Origin of the sequence: Pseudanabaena sp. PCC 6802, from assembly GCF_000332175.1 — a bacterium.
Lineage (GTDB): Bacteria > Cyanobacteriota > Cyanobacteriia > Pseudanabaenales > Pseudanabaenaceae > PCC-6802.
The window spans coordinates 24,811-45,691 of sequence record NZ_KB235914.1 but is presented as its reverse complement, the minus strand read 5'-3'; the positions used below and the strand labels follow the sequence as shown (position 1 = coordinate 45,691).

The 20,881-nt window shown below is 49.0% G+C and carries 17 protein-coding genes; 9 read left to right on the top strand and 8 right to left on the bottom strand.

Going from position 1 to position 20,881, the window contains the following annotated elements; genetic code table 11:
- Positions 1-88 precede the first annotated feature (88 nt).
- Positions 89-226: a hypothetical protein gene (locus PSE6802_RS33175; RefSeq protein ID WP_156815438.1), complete on the top strand. Its 138-nt coding sequence runs from the start codon at positions 89-91 to the stop codon at positions 224-226.
- 16 nt (positions 227-242) lie between these two features.
- A complete protein-coding gene (gene malQ, locus PSE6802_RS0105450; RefSeq protein ID WP_019499044.1) occupies positions 243-1,757 on the top strand; it encodes a 4-alpha-glucanotransferase in 1,515 nt (504 codons plus the stop codon).
- A 194-nt stretch (positions 1,758-1,951) separates the two neighbouring features.
- Here the strand turns inward: malQ and PSE6802_RS0105445 are convergent, their stop codons facing one another.
- From PSE6802_RS0105445 to ftsH, 3 genes are all read right to left on the bottom strand, one after another.
- On the bottom strand, positions 1,952-2,746 hold the full coding sequence (locus PSE6802_RS0105445) for a M15 family metallopeptidase (protein WP_019499043.1): 795 nt from the start codon (positions 2,744-2,746) through the stop codon (positions 1,952-1,954).
- Positions 2,747-2,750: 4 nt separating this feature from the next.
- On the bottom strand, positions 2,751-4,601 hold the full coding sequence (locus PSE6802_RS33170) for a protein kinase domain-containing protein (protein WP_019499042.1): 1,851 nt from the start codon (positions 4,599-4,601) through the stop codon (positions 2,751-2,753).
- A gap of 162 nt (positions 4,602-4,763) precedes the next feature.
- Positions 4,764-6,662 (bottom strand): ATP-dependent zinc metalloprotease FtsH, encoded by a 1,899-nt coding sequence (gene ftsH, locus PSE6802_RS27895; protein WP_019499041.1) that lies wholly within the window; start codon positions 6,660-6,662, stop codon positions 4,764-4,766.
- Positions 6,663-7,004: 342 nt separating this feature from the next.
- Between ftsH and PSE6802_RS0105430 the strand changes: the two genes are divergently transcribed.
- Together PSE6802_RS0105430 and PSE6802_RS0105425 are read left to right on the top strand one after the other, a co-directional pair.
- A complete protein-coding gene (locus tag PSE6802_RS0105430; RefSeq protein WP_019499040.1) occupies positions 7,005-7,898 on the top strand; it encodes a S1 RNA-binding domain-containing protein in 894 nt (297 codons plus the stop codon).
- 30 nt (positions 7,899-7,928) lie between these two features.
- The gene (locus PSE6802_RS0105425; protein ID WP_026103084.1) at positions 7,929-9,137 is read left to right on the top strand and encodes a lipid-A-disaccharide synthase-related protein; all 1,209 of its coding nucleotides are present in this window, start codon (positions 7,929-7,931) and stop codon (positions 9,135-9,137) included.
- On the opposite strand, the gene PSE6802_RS0105420 is transcribed toward PSE6802_RS0105425, so the two are convergent.
- Both PSE6802_RS0105420 and PSE6802_RS0105415 read right to left on the bottom strand, forming a co-directional pair.
- Positions 9,134-9,394 carry a hypothetical protein gene (locus tag PSE6802_RS0105420; RefSeq protein WP_019499038.1) on the bottom strand — a complete coding sequence of 87 codons (261 nt, stop codon included), beginning with the start codon at positions 9,392-9,394 and terminating at the stop codon, positions 9,134-9,136. The two genes, PSE6802_RS0105425 and PSE6802_RS0105420, sit on opposite strands and share 4 nt — an antisense overlap.
- A gap of 117 nt (positions 9,395-9,511) precedes the next feature.
- Positions 9,512-11,815 carry a PAS domain-containing sensor histidine kinase gene (locus PSE6802_RS0105415; RefSeq protein ID WP_019499037.1) on the bottom strand — a complete coding sequence of 768 codons (2,304 nt, stop codon included), beginning with the start codon at positions 11,813-11,815 and terminating at the stop codon, positions 9,512-9,514.
- A 221-nt stretch (positions 11,816-12,036) separates the two neighbouring features.
- On the opposite strand from PSE6802_RS0105415, the gene PSE6802_RS0105410 reads away from it, so the two are divergent.
- Positions 12,037-12,606: a biotin transporter BioY gene (locus PSE6802_RS0105410; RefSeq protein ID WP_156815437.1), complete on the top strand. Its 570-nt coding sequence runs from the start codon at positions 12,037-12,039 to the stop codon at positions 12,604-12,606.
- 64 nt (positions 12,607-12,670) lie between these two features.
- Here PSE6802_RS0105410 and PSE6802_RS0105405 read toward each other — a convergent pair whose 3' ends face one another.
- The gene (locus PSE6802_RS0105405) at positions 12,671-13,456 is read right to left on the bottom strand and encodes a class I SAM-dependent methyltransferase (protein WP_019499035.1); all 786 of its coding nucleotides are present in this window, start codon (positions 13,454-13,456) and stop codon (positions 12,671-12,673) included.
- 53 nt (positions 13,457-13,509) lie between these two features.
- Here PSE6802_RS0105405 and bioB point away from each other — a divergent pair, with 53 nt between their 5' ends.
- From bioB to hisD, 3 genes are all read left to right on the top strand, one after another.
- On the top strand, positions 13,510-14,478 hold the full coding sequence (gene bioB / locus PSE6802_RS0105400; RefSeq protein ID WP_019499034.1) for a biotin synthase BioB: 969 nt from the start codon (positions 13,510-13,512) through the stop codon (positions 14,476-14,478).
- 122 nt (positions 14,479-14,600) lie between these two features.
- On the top strand, positions 14,601-15,923 hold the full coding sequence (locus tag PSE6802_RS27890) for a hypothetical protein (RefSeq protein WP_071592327.1): 1,323 nt from the start codon (positions 14,601-14,603) through the stop codon (positions 15,921-15,923).
- Between the two features lie 93 nt (positions 15,924-16,016).
- On the top strand, positions 16,017-17,315 hold the full coding sequence (gene hisD, locus PSE6802_RS0105390; RefSeq protein WP_019499032.1) for a histidinol dehydrogenase: 1,299 nt from the start codon (positions 16,017-16,019) through the stop codon (positions 17,313-17,315).
- A gap of 84 nt (positions 17,316-17,399) precedes the next feature.
- Here the strand turns inward: hisD and PSE6802_RS0105385 are convergent, their stop codons facing one another.
- Positions 17,400-18,356, bottom strand: a complete 957-nt coding sequence (locus PSE6802_RS0105385; protein WP_019499031.1) for a late competence development ComFB family protein — start codon at positions 18,354-18,356, stop codon at positions 17,400-17,402.
- Positions 18,357-18,703: 347 nt separating this feature from the next.
- Between PSE6802_RS0105385 and PSE6802_RS31720 the strand changes: the two genes are divergently transcribed.
- Complete coding sequence (locus PSE6802_RS31720; protein WP_019499030.1) at positions 18,704-20,386, top strand: LAGLIDADG family homing endonuclease; 1,683 nt, start codon at positions 18,704-18,706, stop codon at positions 20,384-20,386.
- A gap of 21 nt (positions 20,387-20,407) precedes the next feature.
- Here PSE6802_RS31720 and dut read toward each other — a convergent pair whose 3' ends face one another.
- A complete protein-coding gene (gene dut, locus PSE6802_RS0105370) occupies positions 20,408-20,848 on the bottom strand; it encodes a dUTP diphosphatase (protein WP_019499029.1) in 441 nt (146 codons plus the stop codon).
- Positions 20,849-20,881 lie beyond the last annotated feature (33 nt).

The following is a 20,881-nucleotide window of genomic DNA, read 5'->3' as shown; positions in this document are numbered from 1 at the left end:
ACACACAAGTCGTTAGTGCACTGAATCTGTGGTTACTGTTTCTTTGCAAGTCCTGCCCTCATTAATTTCATAATGTCAGCCCACAAATTTGGGACATTACCTAAAAGTTTTGCGATCGCTCGGGCATGATGCGATCGCAGTGCAGGAATCTGTAGTCTTTCACCCACTGGCTGAAGCCGCGTGGATGAAAGACTTCTTGACCTTTTCTGGTAAATTTAACAAGTAGCTTATATAGGAATTCTATGCCTTTTCAACGCTCCAGCGGCATTTTGCTGCATCCGACCTCCTTCCCAAGCCGCTTTGGCATTGGCGATCTGGGCAAGGCGGCATACGAGTTTATCGATTTCCTCGCCGCAAGCGGTCAGAAATTATGGCAAGTACTCCCGCTTGGGCCAACCGGATATGGTAATTCACCCTACATGAGCTTTAGCGCGATCGCGGGTAACCCCCTCCTCATCTGTCCCGATCTGCTCGTCGAAGCGGGTCTGCTTACCCATAACGATCTCAGCGAAACCTTTCAGATTTTCCCAACCGATACAGTAGATTTCGATCGGGTAATTCCTTACAAAATGCAACTACTGCGGGTTGCCTACGAGAATTTCAAGCGATCGCCCCAGAAAGAATTTCAGAAAGAATTTCAGAAATTTTTAAAATTAGAGGCCAAATGGTTGAACGACTATGCTTTCTTTATGGCAATGTCGGACACCGATCCCGAAAAGACGTGGAATCAATGGGAACCTGCCATTGCTACACGCGATCCTAAAGCGATCGCCGCGCAAACCAAAGTACTTCAGGATGGCATCCAATTTCATCAGTTCTTGCAGTTCGTCTTCTTTGAACAGTGGTCGAAGCTGAAAGCCTACGCTAACGAAAAAGAGATTCAAATTATTGGCGATATTCCCATCTACGTAGCCCATAACAGTGCCGATGTTTGGGCCAATCCCCAGAATTTTATGCTCGATCCCGAAACCTTCGAGCCAGCGTTGATGGCAGGCGTGCCGCCAGATTATTTCAGCGAAACGGGTCAGCTTTGGGGCAATCCCGTCTACAACTGGGACTACCTGGAAAAGCATAAATTCGCCTGGTGGATCGAGCGCTTCAGCTTCATGCTGCAGTATGTAGATCTGATTCGGATCGATCACTTCCGAGGATTTGAAGCCTTCTGGCAAGTTCCGGCTGGAGAGGAAACCGCGATGAATGGCGAGTGGCAAACTGCACCAGGAGTTGCGTTGTTTGAAACAATTCGCGATACGTTGGGAAGTCTGCCAATCCTGGCAGAGGATCTGGGCGTGATTACGCCGGAAGTAGAGGAACTGCGGGATATGTTTGAATTCCCTGGGATGCGCGTCCTCCTCTTTGCCTTTGGCGGCGACTCCAGCAATATCCATTTACCGCATCATTTCGTCCGCAACAGCCTGGTTTACACCGGCACCCACGACAACGATACTACAGTTGGTTGGTGGCAGCGCATAGAGGAAGATGAGAGGAAGTTGCTCGTGCGATATCTGGGCTACGATTCAGTCGATGACATCAAAGAAATCAACTGGCTGTTGATCCGCCTGGCTTTATCAACTGTAGCCGATCGCGCGATAATTCCACTTCAGGATATTTTGGGATTAGATAATTCGGCGAGAATGAACATGCCGGGAACGATCGAGAATAACTGGCGGTGGCGGTATAGCAATTCCGAGATCCTGACACAAAACAAGGATTTGCAGGAACGGCTGCTATCGCTAACACAGCTTTACAGTCGGTAGCCAGGTAGGTGCGGCGATCGCTATATAGCGGTTTTCACTTGAGAACGGGTTTTATTTTTGGGGTGAAGGGGTGGAACACGGCAGTGGCTCTAGCGGGGAACCCCCAAGACCGCCCTGCCTACCCTTCTTGGGGGCAACGCCCCCAAACCCCCTTCTCGTTTTCATCTGAAAACCGCTATACCTATCAACAGCGCTCAAAGCACATCCTTTCCATTGCTTTTGCGATCTAATTGATGAGATTCTGCCCTGGCTTGCTTAAATATTTCCTCTGCCTTGGGCGAGCCGACAAAGCGCCAATGCCAGGGTTCGTAGCTCACGCCTTGGAAGTTATTTTGTGGGAAAGATAGCTCGAATCCGTATTCCCGAGCGTGCTGGCTCAGCCATCGAAATGCATCGGATTCGGCAAACTTATATGTTAGATCGGTGAGATGAGAATTGCCATCGGTCAGGTCTACGGCATAACCAGTATGGTGCTCGCTGTAGCCAGGGGGCGCACTAATCTTTGCTGCCTCTGTTTCAGAACCTCGTCGCTGGATTTGATCCTTATAGAGTTTTTCCTGTTGCTCTATACTGCGGAAGCCTGACACGGGAACAATCCAGGTGTTATCGTCTCTTGCTGCGTAGATTAGCTTCATTAGTGCTAGGGCTGCTTCAAGCGATAGCTTCTCGAATCTCTGATTCTCTTTCTCCGCATAACTGCCGATATAAACCATATCCAGATCCTGGCTTTCACTGTAGGGGAAATGGCCTAACTTCGGCTGTCGATCGCTTTCCGGCGCTTTGACGATCGCTGTTTCTGGCGATGGACTGGCGGAGGGGGTTGCAGTTGAAACCGCGATCGCTTCTGGTGGAGGTGCCGTTGCAGGGCCAGGAGCAAAAAGTTTGGCAACGGCTGAGATGGCAACCCAGCTAATAGATAGAACTATGGCTGCCAGCAAAGTGATGAATGCTAAACGATAATAGCGACGCACCTTTTTGAATTGCTTCATAGGTCTAAATCTTAGTTAAGTTTGCGATTTTCCAAGTTTGGCGATCGAGTTGCAAAGTGCTGCGATAACGAGCGCGTGACGGCACGGATAGAGATGGATCGACCTGACCGTTCACGTATAGGGTTGGGTTTTCGGCAATTTCTACATCGACAGTGGCGCGATCGCCCTGCAAGTTGAACTGCCCCAATGGTGCGATCTCAAACTCGCCATAGCTATAGTAAGCATTATTTTTTTGCAACCAGTCAATCGAACCTTTACGTTTTTCGTATTCCTCCCCAATCGCGACCTGGCTTAGTATTTCTCGGTTAAACGGTGGCGCAAACATTTCTCGCTTTGCTTCTACTAAATCCCTGACCCGTTGTACGGCCTCGGTTTCAGTCAAAGTGGGAATTGGGACTTGGGAATCTGTTGTTGGAGTGGCTGTGGGGGTTGGGGATTGGGGGTTGGGGGTCGGTGTAGTAGAAGTAGAAGTAGAAGTCGATGTAGTGGTGGAAGTAGAGGTGGAGGTCGATCTAGCGGTAGAAGTGGGGGTGGGGGTGATGGATACTGACAGTAAAGAGGAGCCTTTGCTTGCGACTAAAGCACCAATTCCAATGGCGGCGATCGCAGCGGCAGCCCACAGAGCGATCGCTAAACCTTTATTGCCAGGGAGGGATTGGGAATTTGGGGTTTGGGTTGGATTGGGGGAGTAATTGGGGGGTGGGGAGATCGGTTGGACTGGCTGGACTGGCTGATAGGATTGGGGTTGGAGTAGAGGCTGCGTAGGTGGGGATGAAGGGATATTCTGGGCAGGAGTTTTTGGAGGTTGGGGGTTGGGAAGAGTGGCTATGGTTTCAGCGGTGGGGTCGAAAGGTGGGTTAGATGCCTGGGTGGGTGGGAAGGAGGCTTCAATTGAGTTGGGGATTGAGGGCTGAGGATTGGTGGGTGTGGTCGCGGGAACTGTAGGGGCAATGCCTTGTGCCTGTCCTATTTGTGCCTGCCCTAAACCTATCGGTTCCGTCAACCGATGGAGGTTGGGTGATTGGACGAGTTGACTGAGGGCTTGTCTGGCTTCTTTGGCAGTAGGGTAGCGATCTTTGAAGTGGTATGCCGTCATTTTGGCAACGATCGCTGTCAGTGGCGCGCTGACAGATGATAAATGCTGCCAGCGAATTTCGCCAGTCGTTGGGTCGTCGTGCAGTTGGCGAGGATTGACTCCAGTAATTGCCTGGACTGCGATCGCGCCCAAGGCGTAGATGTCGCTACAGAGACGGGGTCTGCCTTTGGCCTGCTCGATCGGCATATAGCCTGGGGTACCGACAGCTACCGTAGGATTGACGGTGGGTTCCAGTGACTCCATTTGGGTTGCCAACTGGTTTTGCATTTGTTTAATCGCACCAAAGTCAATCAGGGCGAGCTTGCCGTCGCTTTCTCGCCGAATAATATTGTCCGGTTTGATATCGCGATGGATGACACCGTGACCGTGCACGAATTCTAGGGTTGTGAGAATATCGTCGAGGAATTGAATTACCTGGCTCTCGCTCCAGCGCTGTCCGGGGTGCAACTCCTTGCCCAGCGTATTACCGGCCACGAATTCTTCTACCAGGAAAAATTCCTGCCCTTCAGTGAAATAAGCCAATAGGCGGGGGATGCGATCGTAGTTGCCCAACTTAGCCAGTGTTTCTGCTTCGCTGGTAAACAGGCGAGTGGCAATTTGCAGATAGCTAGGATCGTTATTGGCAGGCTTGAGGTGTTTGGCTACACAGATAGGATTACCAGGAATTTTGGTATCCTCTGCGACGTAGGTTTCCCCAAATCCACCGCTACTAAGATTGCGCACTACACGGTATCGACCGTCTAGCAATTGACCGATCATGTTTCTTTCCTCTAGTCAAATCTGTGCCTGCTACCGTGCATTAGTGTACGTGTTGAATAGATCGCCGTGCAGCGATCGCGATCGCAAGATGTAAAAAGCTGACAAACGTAACGCCCGACGATGCTAACAGCTATTAGCTATTAGCTATTAGCTGTTAGCTATTTAAAACTTGACTGTTTCTCTGTCTTTCACGGGGATTTCCGTATACTCTGCCACGATCTCACGAAATAAATCGCCTTCTATGGTTTCCATTTCCAAAAGCTTTTCTGCCAAGTGATCGCAAAGATTGCGGTTGTCGATAATAATTTGCTTAGCATGTTCATAGCACTCTTTAGCAATACGTTGAACATGAGCATCAATTCGTCTGGCAATATCTTCGGAATACTCCGATCTTGAGGAGCCTAAATCTCGACCTAAAAATACTTCGTTATTCATGCTTTCTAAAGCCATTGGTCCAATATCAGACATCCCAAACAGGGTAACCATCCGTCTGGCAATCTTTGTTACTTGTTCTAGATCGCTGGAAGCACCTCTATCTACTTCCGAAGCACCAAACACAATCTCATCGGCAGCTCTACCAGCCAGTGCTATCGTGATGGTCGCCAGAAGTTTAGAGCGCGTTTCCAGCCCCATTTCTTCAGATGGCACCCAGGAAGCAAACCCCAAAGTTCCGCCCGAACGAGGAACAATTGTTACCTTATTTAATGGATCGGCATCTTTTAAAAGGGTTATTGCTAAAGCGTGTCCGATTTCGTGATAAGCCGTTTTATACTTCTCTGCACTATTCAGTAAGGGCTTCAAGGGCATACCGATCGATACGCGGTCGATCGCATCGGTAATCTCTAATTCTGTAATTGCCTCTTTTTGTCGTCGTGCTGTCAGAATTGCTGCTTCGTTCAATAAATTAGCCAGATCGGCACCGGCAAAGCCAGGAGTGCGGCGCGCGATCGCCTCCAGGGAAACGCCCTCAGCTATGCGCTTATTACGAGCGTGGACTTCCAGAATTTTCAAACGACCGCTGAAGCTGGGGTAGTCCACCACAATCTGGCGATCGAAGCGCCCAGGACGCAGCAAGGCGCTGTCGAGAACATCGGGGCGGTTGGTAGCAGCGATGATAATTACGCCCGTATTGCCCTGGAAGCCATCCATCTCAGTCAGTAGTTGGTTTAGGGTTTGCTCGCGTTCGTCGTTGCCCCCGCCAATACCTGCGCCTCTCTGCCTGCCTACGGCATCGATCTCGTCAATAAATACAATACAAGGCGCATTTTCTTTGGCTTTATGAAATAGATCCCGTACCCTCGATGCCCCGACCCCCACAAACATTTCCACGAACTCCGAGCCGGAGAGCGAGAAAAATGGCACGCCTGCTTCACCGGCGATCGCTTTAGCGAGCATGGTTTTACCCGTACCAGGTGGGCCGACTAGCAGAACGCCTTTGGGAATTTTGGCACCTACAGCCGTAAAGCGATCGGGCTGTTTGAGGAAGGTGACGACTTCTTGTAGTTCTTCCTTGGCAGAGTCAACCCCAGCCACATCATCGAATATGATGCCCGTCTTGGCCTCTGGGGAAAATCTTGCCCTGGATTTACCAAAATTAAGAGTTTGTGTCGGGCCGCCAGGAGCATTGCTAACCCGCTTGAGTACCAAAAACAGCAACAGGATCAGCAGTACGGGGACGAAGAGCGTGCTAGCAATTTGCCAAAATAAAGCTGGCTGTTTAGCGGGCAAGAGAGCCGTGTCAACGCCCTTTTCTCTGAGCGTTTTGACTAATTCAGCATTGCCGTCCTTGGCATACAAATCGACATTTACCTTTTGCCCATTTTTGAGTTCTGCTTCAGCAGTCAGTCCGCTACTGTCAAGATCGACCTTCTGCACTCGATCTGACTTAACTTTGTCGAGAAACTCCGTGTAAGTCATTTTACTAGGATCGCCCTCTCTTTGTGCGTTAGCCGCACCGGGGATAGTACTAATTAGACCCTGACAGGCAAACAGACTAACTAAAAGAACCTGAAATCGCCGCACTAAAGGCTTAGTTAAAGGCTTGGTTACAGAAGGCTTCACTGCCGATCGCTCCTTAGGGTATCGCTAAATATTGCTTGTATGGCTTGTACCATTTTGATGCTTCCTACTATCAGATATTGCTTGGTTCCCCCGAGATAGCGGTAACAGCGATTTAAATGTAGCAGGAACAAAATGGACTGACTCGGATCTTCTACTGATACTAGTTTAATGCATCATCAATATAGCCGCGAGCAATCTATACCTGTAGATAAGGATAGAACTTAAACCAGCTAAACTGGATAGACAGTCTATACTAACTGTTGTTCCTCAAGTCCCCATTGTTCTATTGAGGTTTTATAGAGCATATGGTACTTAATTATCCAGTATCCTGCCGATCTTTCCATGAATGCTAAACAGACTATTAAGTCGTTCTCTGCCGATGATTTTGCCAATGCCTTAGCTCGCCATGACTATGAGTTTAAGCGCGGTCAGATTGTAAAAGGCAAAGTCGTATCCCATGACAGCTTTGGTGCCTATGTTGACATTGGTGGTAAGTCACCAGGCTTTTTACCTATCGAGGAGGCATTCATTGGCTCCGCTGCAAATTTGGCGGCGGAACTACCCATAGATGACACCGAACGCGAATTCGCGATTGTCAGCGAGCAGGACGAGAACGGACAGGTCAAATTATCGATCCGCAAGCTCATGATGGTAAAGGCATGGGCAATCTTACGTTCCTACCAAGAGGAAGGACAAACTTTTAATTGCCGCGTAGTTGGCACCAATAAAGGTGGAGTCACAGTCGATGCTGAAGGTATTCGCGGCTTTATTCCGCGATCGCACCTGGTCGAGAAAAATAATCTGGCCGGGCTAGTCGGTCAATCCTTACCAGTAACATTTATCGAGCTAGATGAGTCTCGCAACAAGCTGGTGCTGTCCCATCGCCTTGCCGCTAGAGCTTCTGCCATGGGCAAAATCTCGCGCGGTCTGCTAATTAACGGCATCGTGAGCAATCTCAGACCGTTTGGCGCTTTTGTTGACTTTGACGGCGTTTCCGGGATGCTCCATGTCAAGGAAATCAGCCAGAAATACGTGAGTGACATTAACAGCGTATTTGCGATCGGCGATGCCGTTACCGCTGTCGTCATTGATGTGGATGAATCGCGCGATCGCATATCGCTTTCCACCAAACTACTCGAACTCACCCCAGGCGAGATGCTGGACAACCGCGAACAGGTCTTTGCCGAAGCCGAAGCGCGGTTGGAGAAGAACGTTCAAAAACTCTGGAACACTTAACCCCATTCCCCCATCACCCAACCTTTAATAATGGAGATTCTTTGTATCAGTAACGGTCACGGCGAAGACCAGATTGCCGTAACCATTTGTCTAGAACTGGAAAAGTTAGGTATGTCGGTCGTGGCACTACCGCTTGTCGGTATGGGCCATGCCTATCGCAGCGCTAACATCGCGATCGCTGAAGAGATCGCGCAAACCATGCCATCTGGCGGATTTGTGCGCATGGACGGACGGCATCTGTGGGGCGATATGCGTCAGGGGTTAGCTGGGCTGACGATGAAGCAGTTAAAGTTTGCGTGGCGGTGGTCTAAGCAGGGCGGGAGCTACGGTGACAGGCTAATCCTGGCGGTCGGCGATATCGTACCTTTACTGTTCGCCTGGTTGCCTTCGGTATTTGGCGGGTGCGATTTTGCCTTCCTCGCTACAGCCAAATCTGAGTATTATTGGCGCGATCGCAGTGGCAAGTTACCTGAGGTTCGCAAGCCCTGGGGCGGCTCGATTTTCTTCCCGTGGGAGCGAGCGCTGATGCGGAGTCGTCGCTGTAGGGCTGCTTTCGTGCGCGATCGACTCACCGCCGACGTGCTAAATAAATCCTTTGGCATGTCGGTTCAGTATCTAGGCAATCCGATGATGGACTGTTTGGAACCCAAGGGTCTGGATTTTGATATCAAGGAAGATGAGTGGATCGTTACGCTGCTGCCTGGTTCGCGTCCCCCCGAAGCCTATGAAAATTGGGCCTGCCTCCTGAGGGCTGCCCAAAGCGTTGCTGGGGTAATTACCAATAAGATCCTGTTTTTGGCAGCGATCGCATCCTCTCTAGATTTAGATAAATTAGAGCAAATCCTGGTTGAAAAAGGCTGGACGCACATAGCCGACCTGACATTTCAGCAAGGCGTAACCTACCTCCAGTTGGTAAAACAAGGTTTTGGCGACTGCTTGCATGCCTGTCATTTGGGGTTGGCAATGGCAGGTACGGCAACGGAACAACTAGTCGGCCTGGGCAAGCCCGTAATTACGATCGCTGGCAAAGGCCCACAGTTCACGAGTAAATTTGCCCAAGAGCAAGCATATCTACTGGGGTCGTCCATAGTTACGATCGATAAGCCTACGCTAGCTGGCGAGGCTTTAAACGATATTCTGAGCGATCCGGATGCATTTCAAACGGCAGTGTCCAACGGCCAGGAGCGGATGGGCACTCCAGGTGCAGCTCAACGCATTGCAGCATATCTGGCAGCCTAGGTCTGACGATTCACTTCTGCCTGCAACCACTCATCTACGGGCTGTCCGTCACGGCGGCGCAATTCGATTTCCACCAGACTAGCTGCTTTAGAGCCTGGTTCTGGCATTTTGCGCTTGAGAATGATGTCGTAGTCCTTGGAATCGTGACCGCGTTCTTTGAGCCAGTCCTGCACTTTAATCTCAGCGAACATGGGCTGTCCCTGTTCGACTAGACGGCTGACCTGGAGGCGGAGAGTAAAGGGGTTAATTTGTGGCATAGATTTGTCCTGTTTAGCGATCCGAATTGCCCCCAGCCTCCTAATTGTGGAGGAGCAAAACCAAAATCGCGCAGAATTAGGCGATTTAGAGGGCTAATTTGTAGGATTTTACTTGCTTCAGCAGCATGTTGCTAAAGGTAGTGTAAACCAGAAAGTTGCCCCTTGGTTAGATTGGCTAAACGCACCGATCTGACCGCCATGGGCTGTGACTATTTGACGACAGAGGTACAGGCCCAAGCCAATACCGGCAGAATATTTGGTATGCGTTCCTTTGACGTATAACTCAAACAGGCGATCGCATTCCTCAATCCCCTGACCGTTATGCTGTAAGGTGCAGCGCAGCATATTACCTTCTTGAGTAGCGTTAATGGTGAGTTGCAGTCCTGGGAGGTTATGCTTAATTGCATTCACAATGAGATTCTCAAATAGTCGATTAATTTGCATCGGATCGACATTCACTTCAGGTAAATTGGGAGATAGGAGATTGACTAACTCGGTCTGGTTCTTTGCTAGCAACGATTCCAGATTAGACACCGCTCTCTCTAAAAGAGCATGCAGGCTGGATGGCTCTATTTGCAGGTTGCTACCTTGCGCGTCTGTAATGTGGGAGTCCAAGAGTAGATTGAGCATTTCCAACTGGCGATCGCTGCTTTGAATCATGCGTTCCAGCAAAGCAAGTGGAATCTCCACGGTGGCGGGGGCACGATCGACAGTACAATTTGTCGCGAGGTTTGTGCCATTGCTCGCAGCATTAGATGCAGTTGCATGAGAATGGGATCTCCTACGACGCTTCGACGATCGCTCCTCTGTATGGTGGACTGGCTTATCCTTGGGATGTAGGAAATTCTTCAATACTAAGAGCATACCCATAATTGGAGTGCGCAGATCGTGGGAGACGGCATGGAGAAAAAAGTCTTTAAGTCGCGATAACTCTTGCAGTTCTTCAACCTTTTGCTGTAACTCCATCGTGCGCTCCTGTACCTGGCGCTCTAGATTAGAATTGAGCAACTGTACCTGCTCGTAGAGTTGTGCTTGTTGGATCGCGATCGCTACTTGGGTTGCTAATTTCTCCAATAGATCGATCTCCTGTTGTTCCCAGTGACGCGGACGTGAGCACTGATGTGCCACCAGAACGCCAAACAACGCGTCCCCTAAAAAAATCGGTACTATCAGTGCTGCTTGGATTTGATATTGCCGAAATAGTTGGTAGCGCTTGGAATCCATGTCAATCTCCGCAATACTACCGATCGTGATCGCATTTTGCTGTTTTAGAACTGTCTCCATTTCTCTAATATAGCTCTCATCAGCGATCCAACCCATAATGGAGGGGTAATTATAATCGACGGATTCTGCTACGATTCTCCCAACTGTATCCCGATCGGCTAGACCGATGATGACTCGATCGGCCTGGAGTAATTGGCGGATTTCATTCACGGTGGTGTGTAAAATCTGGTCGAGATTGAGAGAGCGGCGAATGCGAAGAGCGATTTCTCCCAACAGGCGATCGCGCTCCAGTGCTGCTTGTAATTGGGCTTCTGCGTGCTTGCGATCGCTAATATCGTTCGTCGTAGCGAGAATGCACTGTTCTCCTGCAAAGTCAATCAACTCTGCCGAGACCAGAAACACCCCTATATTGCCCGACTTCATGCGAAATCGATATTCTACATTTTGCACCTTGCCGCGCTGTAGTAACATCTCTCGAAGATGCAATGCGTCTTCAGGATCGGCCCAGATCTTGAGTTTGGCAGCAGTATGCCCGACTACTTCTTCTCGCGTATAGCCGCTCAGTCGCTCAAATGTATCGTTCACTTCTAAGTAGCGACCTTCTTTAAAAGTCGATACCGTAATCGCAGCAGGACTAGAATGAAATACTTTGGCAAATTTTTCCTCTGATAGGCGCAGAGCCTGCTCGGCTTGTTTGCGCTCCGTCACATCCCTGACGATCGCAATAATTTGCTCGTCTGGGAGGGGTAATAACCTGGCCTCAAAGATCGTCTCCCCCTCCGATCCAGGCAAGGTATACTCGACAATCGTAAGCGACTTAGTGGCAATTACCTGGGATATGGCAGCATCAACCTGTGCTCCAGTAGGAGGAGGTAAAATATCCTGAACCTTGCATCCCAGGAACCGTTCTGGGGGAATGTATAGTGTGGTAGTACTGCCAACATGATAGTCGAGTACGGTGCCATCGGCATCAAGCCGAAACTGCAAATCGGGAAATGCTTCAAATATTGCTTGTAAATTAGAGCTGGTCTGACGTACCTGGGTCTCTCTCTCTTGCAGGCTAGCTGCCAGAGAGTTCTGACGCTCCTGGAGGTTGCTCAGGATTTGCTTTAACTTGGCAAAAGCAGCCGGATCGCGACAACAATCCTCAAGGGCTAGCAGGTAGTCTGTTTCTCCAGTTGTTGATTTGCCAAGCATAGTTACAAACAAGCGATGTAAAAAAGCAGTATCGAGCTGACCATCCGCATGTAAAAATCACCTATTATTCATTTAATATATCCACAAGTTGGGTTAAACAACATCCTGCTTTTGGTTTTGCTTAAGGTAAAGTAGCGATCGAAAAGCTGCGATCGATTTGTGGAGACTTCGGAGTATCATTACTCTGCATGAAGACTAAGAGGATATATGGAAGTAAGCCTGTGCCTACGGTTCTAGAAGTTATGTGGGCAGTGACAGGACTTTTGCTCACAATTGGCAGTACATTTTTACAGCCGGCAATTTTGCTGCCACCTTTACCTGGTAATGCTGAAGGTGCTTTAGTACAACAGGTAAGCGCCACCATGCAAATTGGTGCGGTGTTAATTACAGGCTGCTTGGGCGGTAAAAGTGCGGGTTTGCTGGCTCAAGTTGCTTATATTTTCCTTGGTCTGAGCGGGTTTAACGTGTTCTACCACGGCGGTGGCATTGGTTCTTTGCGATCGCCAGTTTTTGGTTATTTGTTAGGTTTTATTCCTGGTGCCTGGTTGTGCGGCTATCTTGCGTTTCTGCGCCCCTTGAGCATGAAGCAAATCACAATTAGCTGCCTGTTTGGGTTAGCAGCTATTCATCTGGTTGGCATTATTTACGTTTTGGTTCTGGGCATACCAAACTTGACACTAATCCAGCAATCTGTGTGGCATTATTCCGTTCAGTTACTGCCGGGTCAGCTAGTGGTCGTATGCGGCACGATCGTCCTGGCGACGCTGACGCGTCGCCTGTTATTTTACTAGCGTCAGTTCTACAGACCTCACCCCCAACCCCTCTCCTCGAAGGAGAGGGGAGCAAGCCCCGAGCCTACTGCTTAATGCCCACCTCCGGTGCTCGGCACACCCACACGCAATCTCTGGGCACGGTATGCGGGTCTTTGAGGATTATTTCGTAGTTGAGATGGGTTAAAAACTTTTCCATAATCGTATCTGTCATCACCGAAAAGGCAGTACCGCCCCTAGTACCTTGCAAGTTGTACTCCCATTCGCTCAAAAACTTTTGCCAACCTAAGTCACTAAGCGTATTACCGTGGTGAAACAGACAGAGACGCTTGCCGCGCATCAACCTGGGTATGCGGGTCAGGTAATTAAAAATATCTCTGGGTTCGATGTGTACCATGGTGTCGTAGCAAAAACAGATGTCGATCGCTCCCGTATCAATGCTATCTAAAGTCAAACCGTCAAGCTTGGCATAACTAACGCGCTCTACACCCAGACGCTCTCGCGTTGCCCCGAGCATATTGGCGGAAATATCGGCACAAATCAGGCGATCGCAATGTTTTAGTAATAAAGCTCCAGTTTTGCCACCGCCTACACCAATTTCCAGTACCGTATCCCGATCGGTAATATAGGGCTGGATAAATTTTTGCTCGATCAGGGCTTCGTACTCAGCTAGGGATTGTGCGGCTCCCGCGCCTTTACCAATCCACTCATCGCCAATATGACCGCCATCGAGGTCAGGGTGTATGCGATCCCAATTTTGGGCGTAGGTGTCCCACGCTTCTTCGTAGTTAATTTTAGGCTTGCTTGCTGTGGGATTTGGAGCATTCCCAGCTTGGGCAGATTGGTTAGTTCGATCGGCTTGATTAGTCATGATGTAGAATTTGGAACCGAACCCATTTTAATACCAATTACCCAGGTGTCCCTTTGATTTCACTAGATCGCGTTCGGCAGATTTACCACCAACCGCTTACCTCTTTGGTATTTGAAGCGCAGACCGTTCACCGCCAATATCACCAGAGCGATCGCGTACAGCTATGTACTTTGGCAAATATTAAGTCTGGGCGCTGCCCCGAGGACTGTCATTATTGCGCGCAGAGCGCTCGCTATCAAACCGATGTGGAAACCTATCCGCTACTACCCCTAGCAGATGTAGTCGAGCAGGCAAAAGCGGCAAAAGCTAACGGTTCTACCCGATTTTGTATGGGTGCGGCCTGGCGGCAGGTACCGGATGGCGCAGAATTCGAACGCATCCTCGAGATGGTGGAAGCAGTTGTCGGTTTGGGGATGGAAGCCTGCGTCACGCTTGGTATGATGCGTTTGGATCAGGCACAACGTCTGGCAAAAGCGGGTTTAACCGCTTACAACCACAATCTCGATACCTCAGCTAGCTTTTATCCAGAAATTATTACCACTCGTACCTACAGCGATCGCCTCGATACGATTAAAGCTGTAGCACAAGCAGGAATTCAACTCTGTTGCGGCGGTATCGTTGGCTTGGGCGAAACCGATCGCGATCGCATCGAGTTAATCCACGTCCTGGCCAATCTCGATCCCCAACCAGAGTCGGTGCCGATTAATGCCCTGGCTCCGATTGAGGGCACTCCCTTAGGCGATCTCTCCACCGTCGATCCTTTAGTACTGGTACGCACGATTGCCACGGCTAGAATTGCGATCCCCGCTGCCGTAGTGCGTTTGTCAGCGGGACGACGGGCAATGAGCGTTGCAGAACAGGCATTATGTTTTCTAGCAGGTGCTAATTCTATCTTTACAGGCGAGCGGCTGCTGACCAGCCCCAATCCCGGACTTGATGCCGATAGTCAAATGTTAGAGCAATTAGGACTAACACCCTGGAATAACATAGGCGATCGCCAAGTAGTAGCCACAGAGAGTTAGAATAGGAAACTTCCTACTTGATTCTGATGTGACGTATAGAACGTTCTATGTTAGCCTAAGCAGTGGTTTTTTAGCCTCGACAAATGATGCCGAGAAAAAGTAAGTATTACTCATCTTATGCGATGGGACGTTCCCAACCAAGATCCTGGCTGCGTACGGGATTATTAGTCGTCCTCGTCGGCATACCCATACTTTTGCTACTCCTGGAGCTTTTGGTGCGCGGAGTTGTATTTGTTACAGGTACTGCCAACCAGCTAGAAAAGTCTTTGGGCGGATCCGTAGCATCAGCCTATGCCCTAAGACTAGAAGATGCCCATGGTAACCCCTATCCTGGCTTGACATCTTTGTCCGGCGAGTTGCAAGTACGGCGCAGTCCGCTCTTGGGGTACGAACTCGTTCCCAATCAAAATAATAAATTGTGGCAAATCGATCGCCATGGGTTCCGTCAAACCGGCGATCTAGAACTCAGTAAGCCCAAAAACGAAATTCGCATCTTTGTCATTGGCAATTCCACTGCCTTTGGCCAAATGGCAGCTAGCAACCAGGCTACTCTGGCAGCTAAATTGCAAACCCTACTCCAGGAACGCTTGAAGGCACAGGCTAAAAACCCTGAAAAGTTTAAGCCGACAGAAACCCCTTACTTCGCCGAACAAGTCGAAGCAATCCAAGTATTGCCAGATCGACTAAAGGAAGGCAACTATCGCGCGATCGCTGCTGCGGTACCGGGCTATACCTCTGGTAACGAGCTTGCCCTATTGGTGCATCGCGTTATGGCATTTAGTCCTGACGTTGTGATTATTCTGAATGGTTATGAAGATCTGCGATCGCCCAGTACCGAGGTCGCCAGAGAAGTTGTCAACTTCGATCGCATACTGCAAAATCCCACCGAACACTATTGGCGTTACGTTTCCCAGCAATTCGATCAATGGTTCAGCTCGCTCTATTTAGTCAAAGCTGCGCGTCGCTGGGTGTTCCCTAGCATCGATCGAGGCAGCCTCGCATTTTCAGCTAATCAGTTTTCCTCCGATACCGAAGAACTAAAACGGAGAATTGCTCGCTACCGTTACAACCTGCGTCAAGTCGCAAAACTCACATCTGGCGCGCAGACAATTGTGGCAATTCAGCCCGAGATCACTGCGAAAAAGAATTCGCTCACGGCTGAGGAATCAAAAATCCTCAAGGACTTAGGTACGGAATACTCCGCTCGAGTGGAAAATTCGTTCTCAGAATTGGAGGCGGCACTAAAACCAAAAGAACCCAAGAAAGATCTCGCCAATGTCAGAGTTATCGATCTTTATGGAATCTACAAAGATTTTAAGGAACAAGCCTTCTACAATCCGATCGACCTCAGCGATCGCGCCAACGATCTGCTAGCGAAGAAGCTGTACGAAGAACTGCAATCAATTTTCGCAATCCAGCCCGCTCCATTTAGCGGTACTCCCTAAATTAAGTTATCAAATCGGCAGTCCCCAATCCAATATATAAGGCACTTATGATAGGTTAAGCTAGGATTAATCATTGCTTCTTTAGCCAAACCTATGCTGCGAATCATTACTCAGCGGACTGAAGCAGAAACCGAATTGAAACGGATCTGCGATCGCATTCATGACGATCGAGTAACCCATAAAGAAGCCACAGTCAGCGAAGTGATTCAGGCTGTACGGAGACAGGGGGACTTCGCTCTGCTGCACTACACGGCTGAGTTCGATCGTCAAACTATCACTCAGGCGGATCTGCGCGTGAGCGGCACCGAACTTGATGCTGCTTTCCAGCAAGTTTCAGCCGAATTGCTACAAGCAATTCAACTCGCCTATAAACGCATAGAGGCATTTCATCGGCAGCGAGTCCCCAAGAGCTGGGTACATTTCGGAGAGAAAGAAGTGGTGTTGGGCAAACGTTATACCCCAATTGATACAGCGGGCATCTACGTACCCGGTGGCAGTGCTGCCTATCCCAGTACCGTGTTGATGAATGCCATTCCCGCTGTAGTAGCTGGAGTAAAACGCATTGTGATGGTCACTCCTCCTGGCAAAGACAAGACGGTCAATCCGGCCATTTTAGTAGCAGCACAGCTTGCCGGAGTAGACGAAATCTATCGTGTGGGTGGCGCGCAAGCAATTGCCGCTTTAGCTTATGGGACAGAAACTATTCCATCAGTAGATGTAATTACTGGCCCTGGCAACATCTACGTCACGCTTGCCAAAAAGCAGGTTTACGGTCGAGTGGGCATTGACTCCCTGGCGGGGCCGTCGGAAGTGTTGGTAATTGCAGATCGTAGCGCGAACCCATTGTATGTTGCGACAGACATGCTGGCACAGGCCGAGCACGATTCTATGGCTGCGGCTATATTGATCGCCACTGACTCGCGCCTGGCAAGTCGAGTCGTAGAAGAAGTGGAAAGGCTACTGGAAAACCATCCTCGTCGCCTGTTAACAGAGAAAGCCATTGCCAACTACGGACTGGTAATTGTCGTAGACAGTCTTAAAACTGCTGCCGATCTATCTAATCTTTTTGCCCCCGAACATTTAGAGTTGGAAGTTGAAGAGCCTTGGGAATTACTAGAACTAATTCGCCATGCTGGTGCTATTTTTATGGGGCACTCTACCCCAGAGGCTGTGGGTGACTACTTAGCTGGCCCCAACCACACGTTACCAACAGCCGGAGCTGCCCGTTATGCCTCTGCTCTAGGTGTAGAAACTTTCATGAAGCATTCCAGCATTATTCAATACAGCCCCGAAGCGTTGAATGAAGTTGCCGGAGCAATTGCAGCGCTGACTGAAGCTGAGGGATTGCCATCCCACGGCGATTCCGTCAAGTTCCGTACGGAGAATCGTTAAGTGTTGAGGCAATTTCCACAAAAGAATTTACCGATAACTGTAGGAGAAGCGCTCCCGTGCCTGCCCTCAACCAATTGGGACCTACTAAGTCTCTAATACGCTTTCGACAATATCGGGGACATTGCGCCAGGTAATGTCTTCCCGTCCCAGGAGCTGCTTTAGATCGGCTAATGCCATATTCAGCTCCAGGTTAAATTTGTCAAAGGGGAGAGGTGGAACCGACTTGTAGGGAGTTTGGCTGACCTTCATAATTGCTTGACGCATGGTTGAGATAATCTGATTGGCCAGCTCGATTTTTGCACGCATATGCAGCGCTTTAAACCCGCGATCGCTAGTAGCATACATAGTGGGTAAGCGGTTTAGCGTATAGGCCACCACCTCTTCAATGGGAATGGAATCGGCTATTTCGGGATTAAGGCGTTCCAGTTGTCGCGTGGCGATCGATGCCACCAACTTTTCCAGAATATTGCTATAACCGAAACCAGCACCAGCCATATAGGCAGCAAATTCCTTCGCTTCCAAATCCGTTTCCGACACATTAACTCCAGGTTTTGCCGTGCGGACTTTGGAACGCTGGAGATAAGCTTTGACATCTACCGCACCCATCCTGCCCGAAGCGACTGTCGAGGTGCCTGGCTTCATCCGCACGTTTGACATTGCTGCTAGCAATGTAGCCGGGACATCTCTCCACCTTAGATCTGGTTTATCCAGGATTTGTTGGAGCCGTGCTAGCGATCTGGCGTGCCCTTCTAGCTCTGATTCTGGAAGGGGTTCGGAAACGCGCAACGGATCGGGGCGGACGCTAACCAGGGCGTGGGAAACCACATTACGGATCTGCGAACTCAACTCGCCACGCGCGCGCTTGATTTGCCGCGACCAGCCAGCTTGTGTCGTAGCATACATAGGAGGGAGACGGTTGAGCGAATATGCGATCGCTTCACTTAAGCTCACCTGTTTGCGCATAGCAGCAGCAAGTTTACTAATCTGAGATTTAACCTCTTCGATTACTAACTCTTCGATTACATTGCGGCAGTATCCCATCTCTTTACAGGAACTATAAGAGAACCCTTTGAACTGATTGGCTTAAAGTACCACCCAAACCATAAAGAGGGCAATAAAATAATCACCCTCTTTGCAAGAATTAGCATATCGCTCTAAACCATCTGGTTTAATGCCAATTGTCCATGCTAATTCATTAGCACCCCAAAGCTTTCTATAGCCATAGACAGATCTGTTAGGTCATGGGGGTGTGGGGGCTGCGCCCCCACGCAGGGGTGGAACCCCTGCACCCCGTCCTAAGCCTGTTGGCTATAGATATATCTGGACGGAAGCAGCATAAAATATAGCGGCATGTATTTTCAAAACAAGCTCTTTAAGAAAGCAAAGTAATGATCAAAAATGACACCTGGATTACGCAGATGGCATCTGCTGGCATGATTTCGCCATTTGAGCCTAATTTGATCCGACAGGTAAAAGTAGAAGCTAATTCGGGATTGCGGCCTGTAATTAGCTACGGATTATCATCCTATGGCTACGATATTCGCCTTTCACCTGTAGACTTTCGCATTTTTCGCCACGTACCAGGCACGGTGATCGACCCCAAGAACTTTAGTTCTAAGAATCTAGAAGCATCGGAATTACATAGCGATGACAATGGCAGCTTCTTTATTCTGCCTGCCCATTCCTATGGTTTGGGCGTAGCGCTCGAACGACTGGCTGTACCAGAAAATGTAACCGTAATTTGCATTGGCAAATGTTTAACCGGAGACACGAGAATTGTTGATGCTACAACTGGTGCTTATTTGCCGATCGAAGAATTCCAGGGGGGCTCTACCGCAAGCTACAGTAAACTGCAAGGAATTATCAAACAACCTGCCAGTCCTGCGATCGCACAAGGGGTTAAACCCGTTTTCAAGGTCGTGACCCAAAAAGGAGCCGTTATTAAGGCAACTGCAAATCATCCATTTTTAACCGAAGCAGGATGGAGATCGCTGGAAAAACTAAAAACCAACGATAAAATAGCAACCCCGCGAGAAATTCCAGTATTTGGCAATGGCGATCTAACCATTGATGAAGCGATTTTATTGGGCCTGATGATTTCTGAGGGACAATGCGATACACCTGGGAACAGTCCGTGCTTTAGTTCCGAAGATGAGGTGCTAGTTGGCGTATTAAGAGATTGCGCAAAAACAGTAGTCGAGCAAGTAGTGACTTCTAAAGGTCAGGGCTACGGATATCGCCTGGTAAACCAAGCAGGGAGAGGCGGTATTGTCCGTCATAATCGCACCAGTTTATGGCTCAAATCCTACAACTTAAATGTAGGTGCAAGTCAAAAATTTGTGCCACAACGGGTTTTTACCGCGCCAAGGCTTGTAATTGCTGCTTTCCTCCGCGCTTTATTTTCTGGAGACGGCAGTGTTTATATTGTTGGCGAATCTACGAGAGCAAAGCCAACATTGGCTGTTGAGTATTGTTCTACTAGCGAACGACTCATCCGCGACGTTCACCATTTGTTGTTACGGTTTGGCATCCCCAGTCAAATTCGCTCTAGATATCCTGACAAAGGTAAAACCGCTTACTCTTTATCGTTTCAATCTTCAGAATCCATTCTCCGATTTTTTAACGAAATAGGTTTTTGGCCGGGTTCTCTGAAGCAAAGAAAATTTGAAGAAAAAATGCACTCAATTCTCTTGGCAACAAAACCAAAGCAAAAAATTCACGATCGCATTTTATGGGATGCGATAAAAACTATAGAAGAGGTGGGGCTGGAAGAAGTTTATGACATTTCCGTACCTCAACTAGAAAACTTCGTTGCCAATGATTTTATCGTCCATAACTCTACCTACGCTCGTACTGGTGTAATCGCCAATCTGACACCAGCCGAGGCGGGCTGGCGCGGTCATTTGACTTTAGAATTCTCTAACTCCTCCAGTGCCGACTGCCGTCTCTACGCCAACGAAGGTGTGGTGCAACTCCTATTCCTCGAAGGCGAGCCATGTGCGGTCAGCTACGAAGATCGACGGGGCAAGTACCAAGATCAAATCGAAGCGGTTACGCTAGCACGAGTTTAAAAAACATACGTTTTTGATTTCCTAAACTTGGGTAACTATTCCCGTAGAACCAAACCCCCCTTTTCCTCTAGAGGTATCGTTTAAGCTACCAACTTCTTCTAGTTCCACACGAATTACAGGCACGATTACCATTTGGGCAATTTTCATACCCTTGGTAACTGTGAAGTTAGTTTTGCCATGATTAATCAGAATTACACAAACTTCACCTCTAAATCCCTCATCCACTGTTCCTGGTGTATTAAGAACTGTAATTTGATGCTTTAGAGCTAGGCCACTTCTGGGGCGCACCTGAGCCTCAGTACCCGGTGGTAGTTCTATAGAAATACCAGTATGAACAAGACTACTTTCACCTGGATGAATCACTAGTTCTTCAGTTGAGACCAAGTCCATTCCAGAATCCCCAACATGTTCATATTTAGGGATAACTGCCTCCTCATTTAGCCTTAGTACTTTTAATCTCATAATAATTACTAACCTTGATTTGGCTTGCTACAG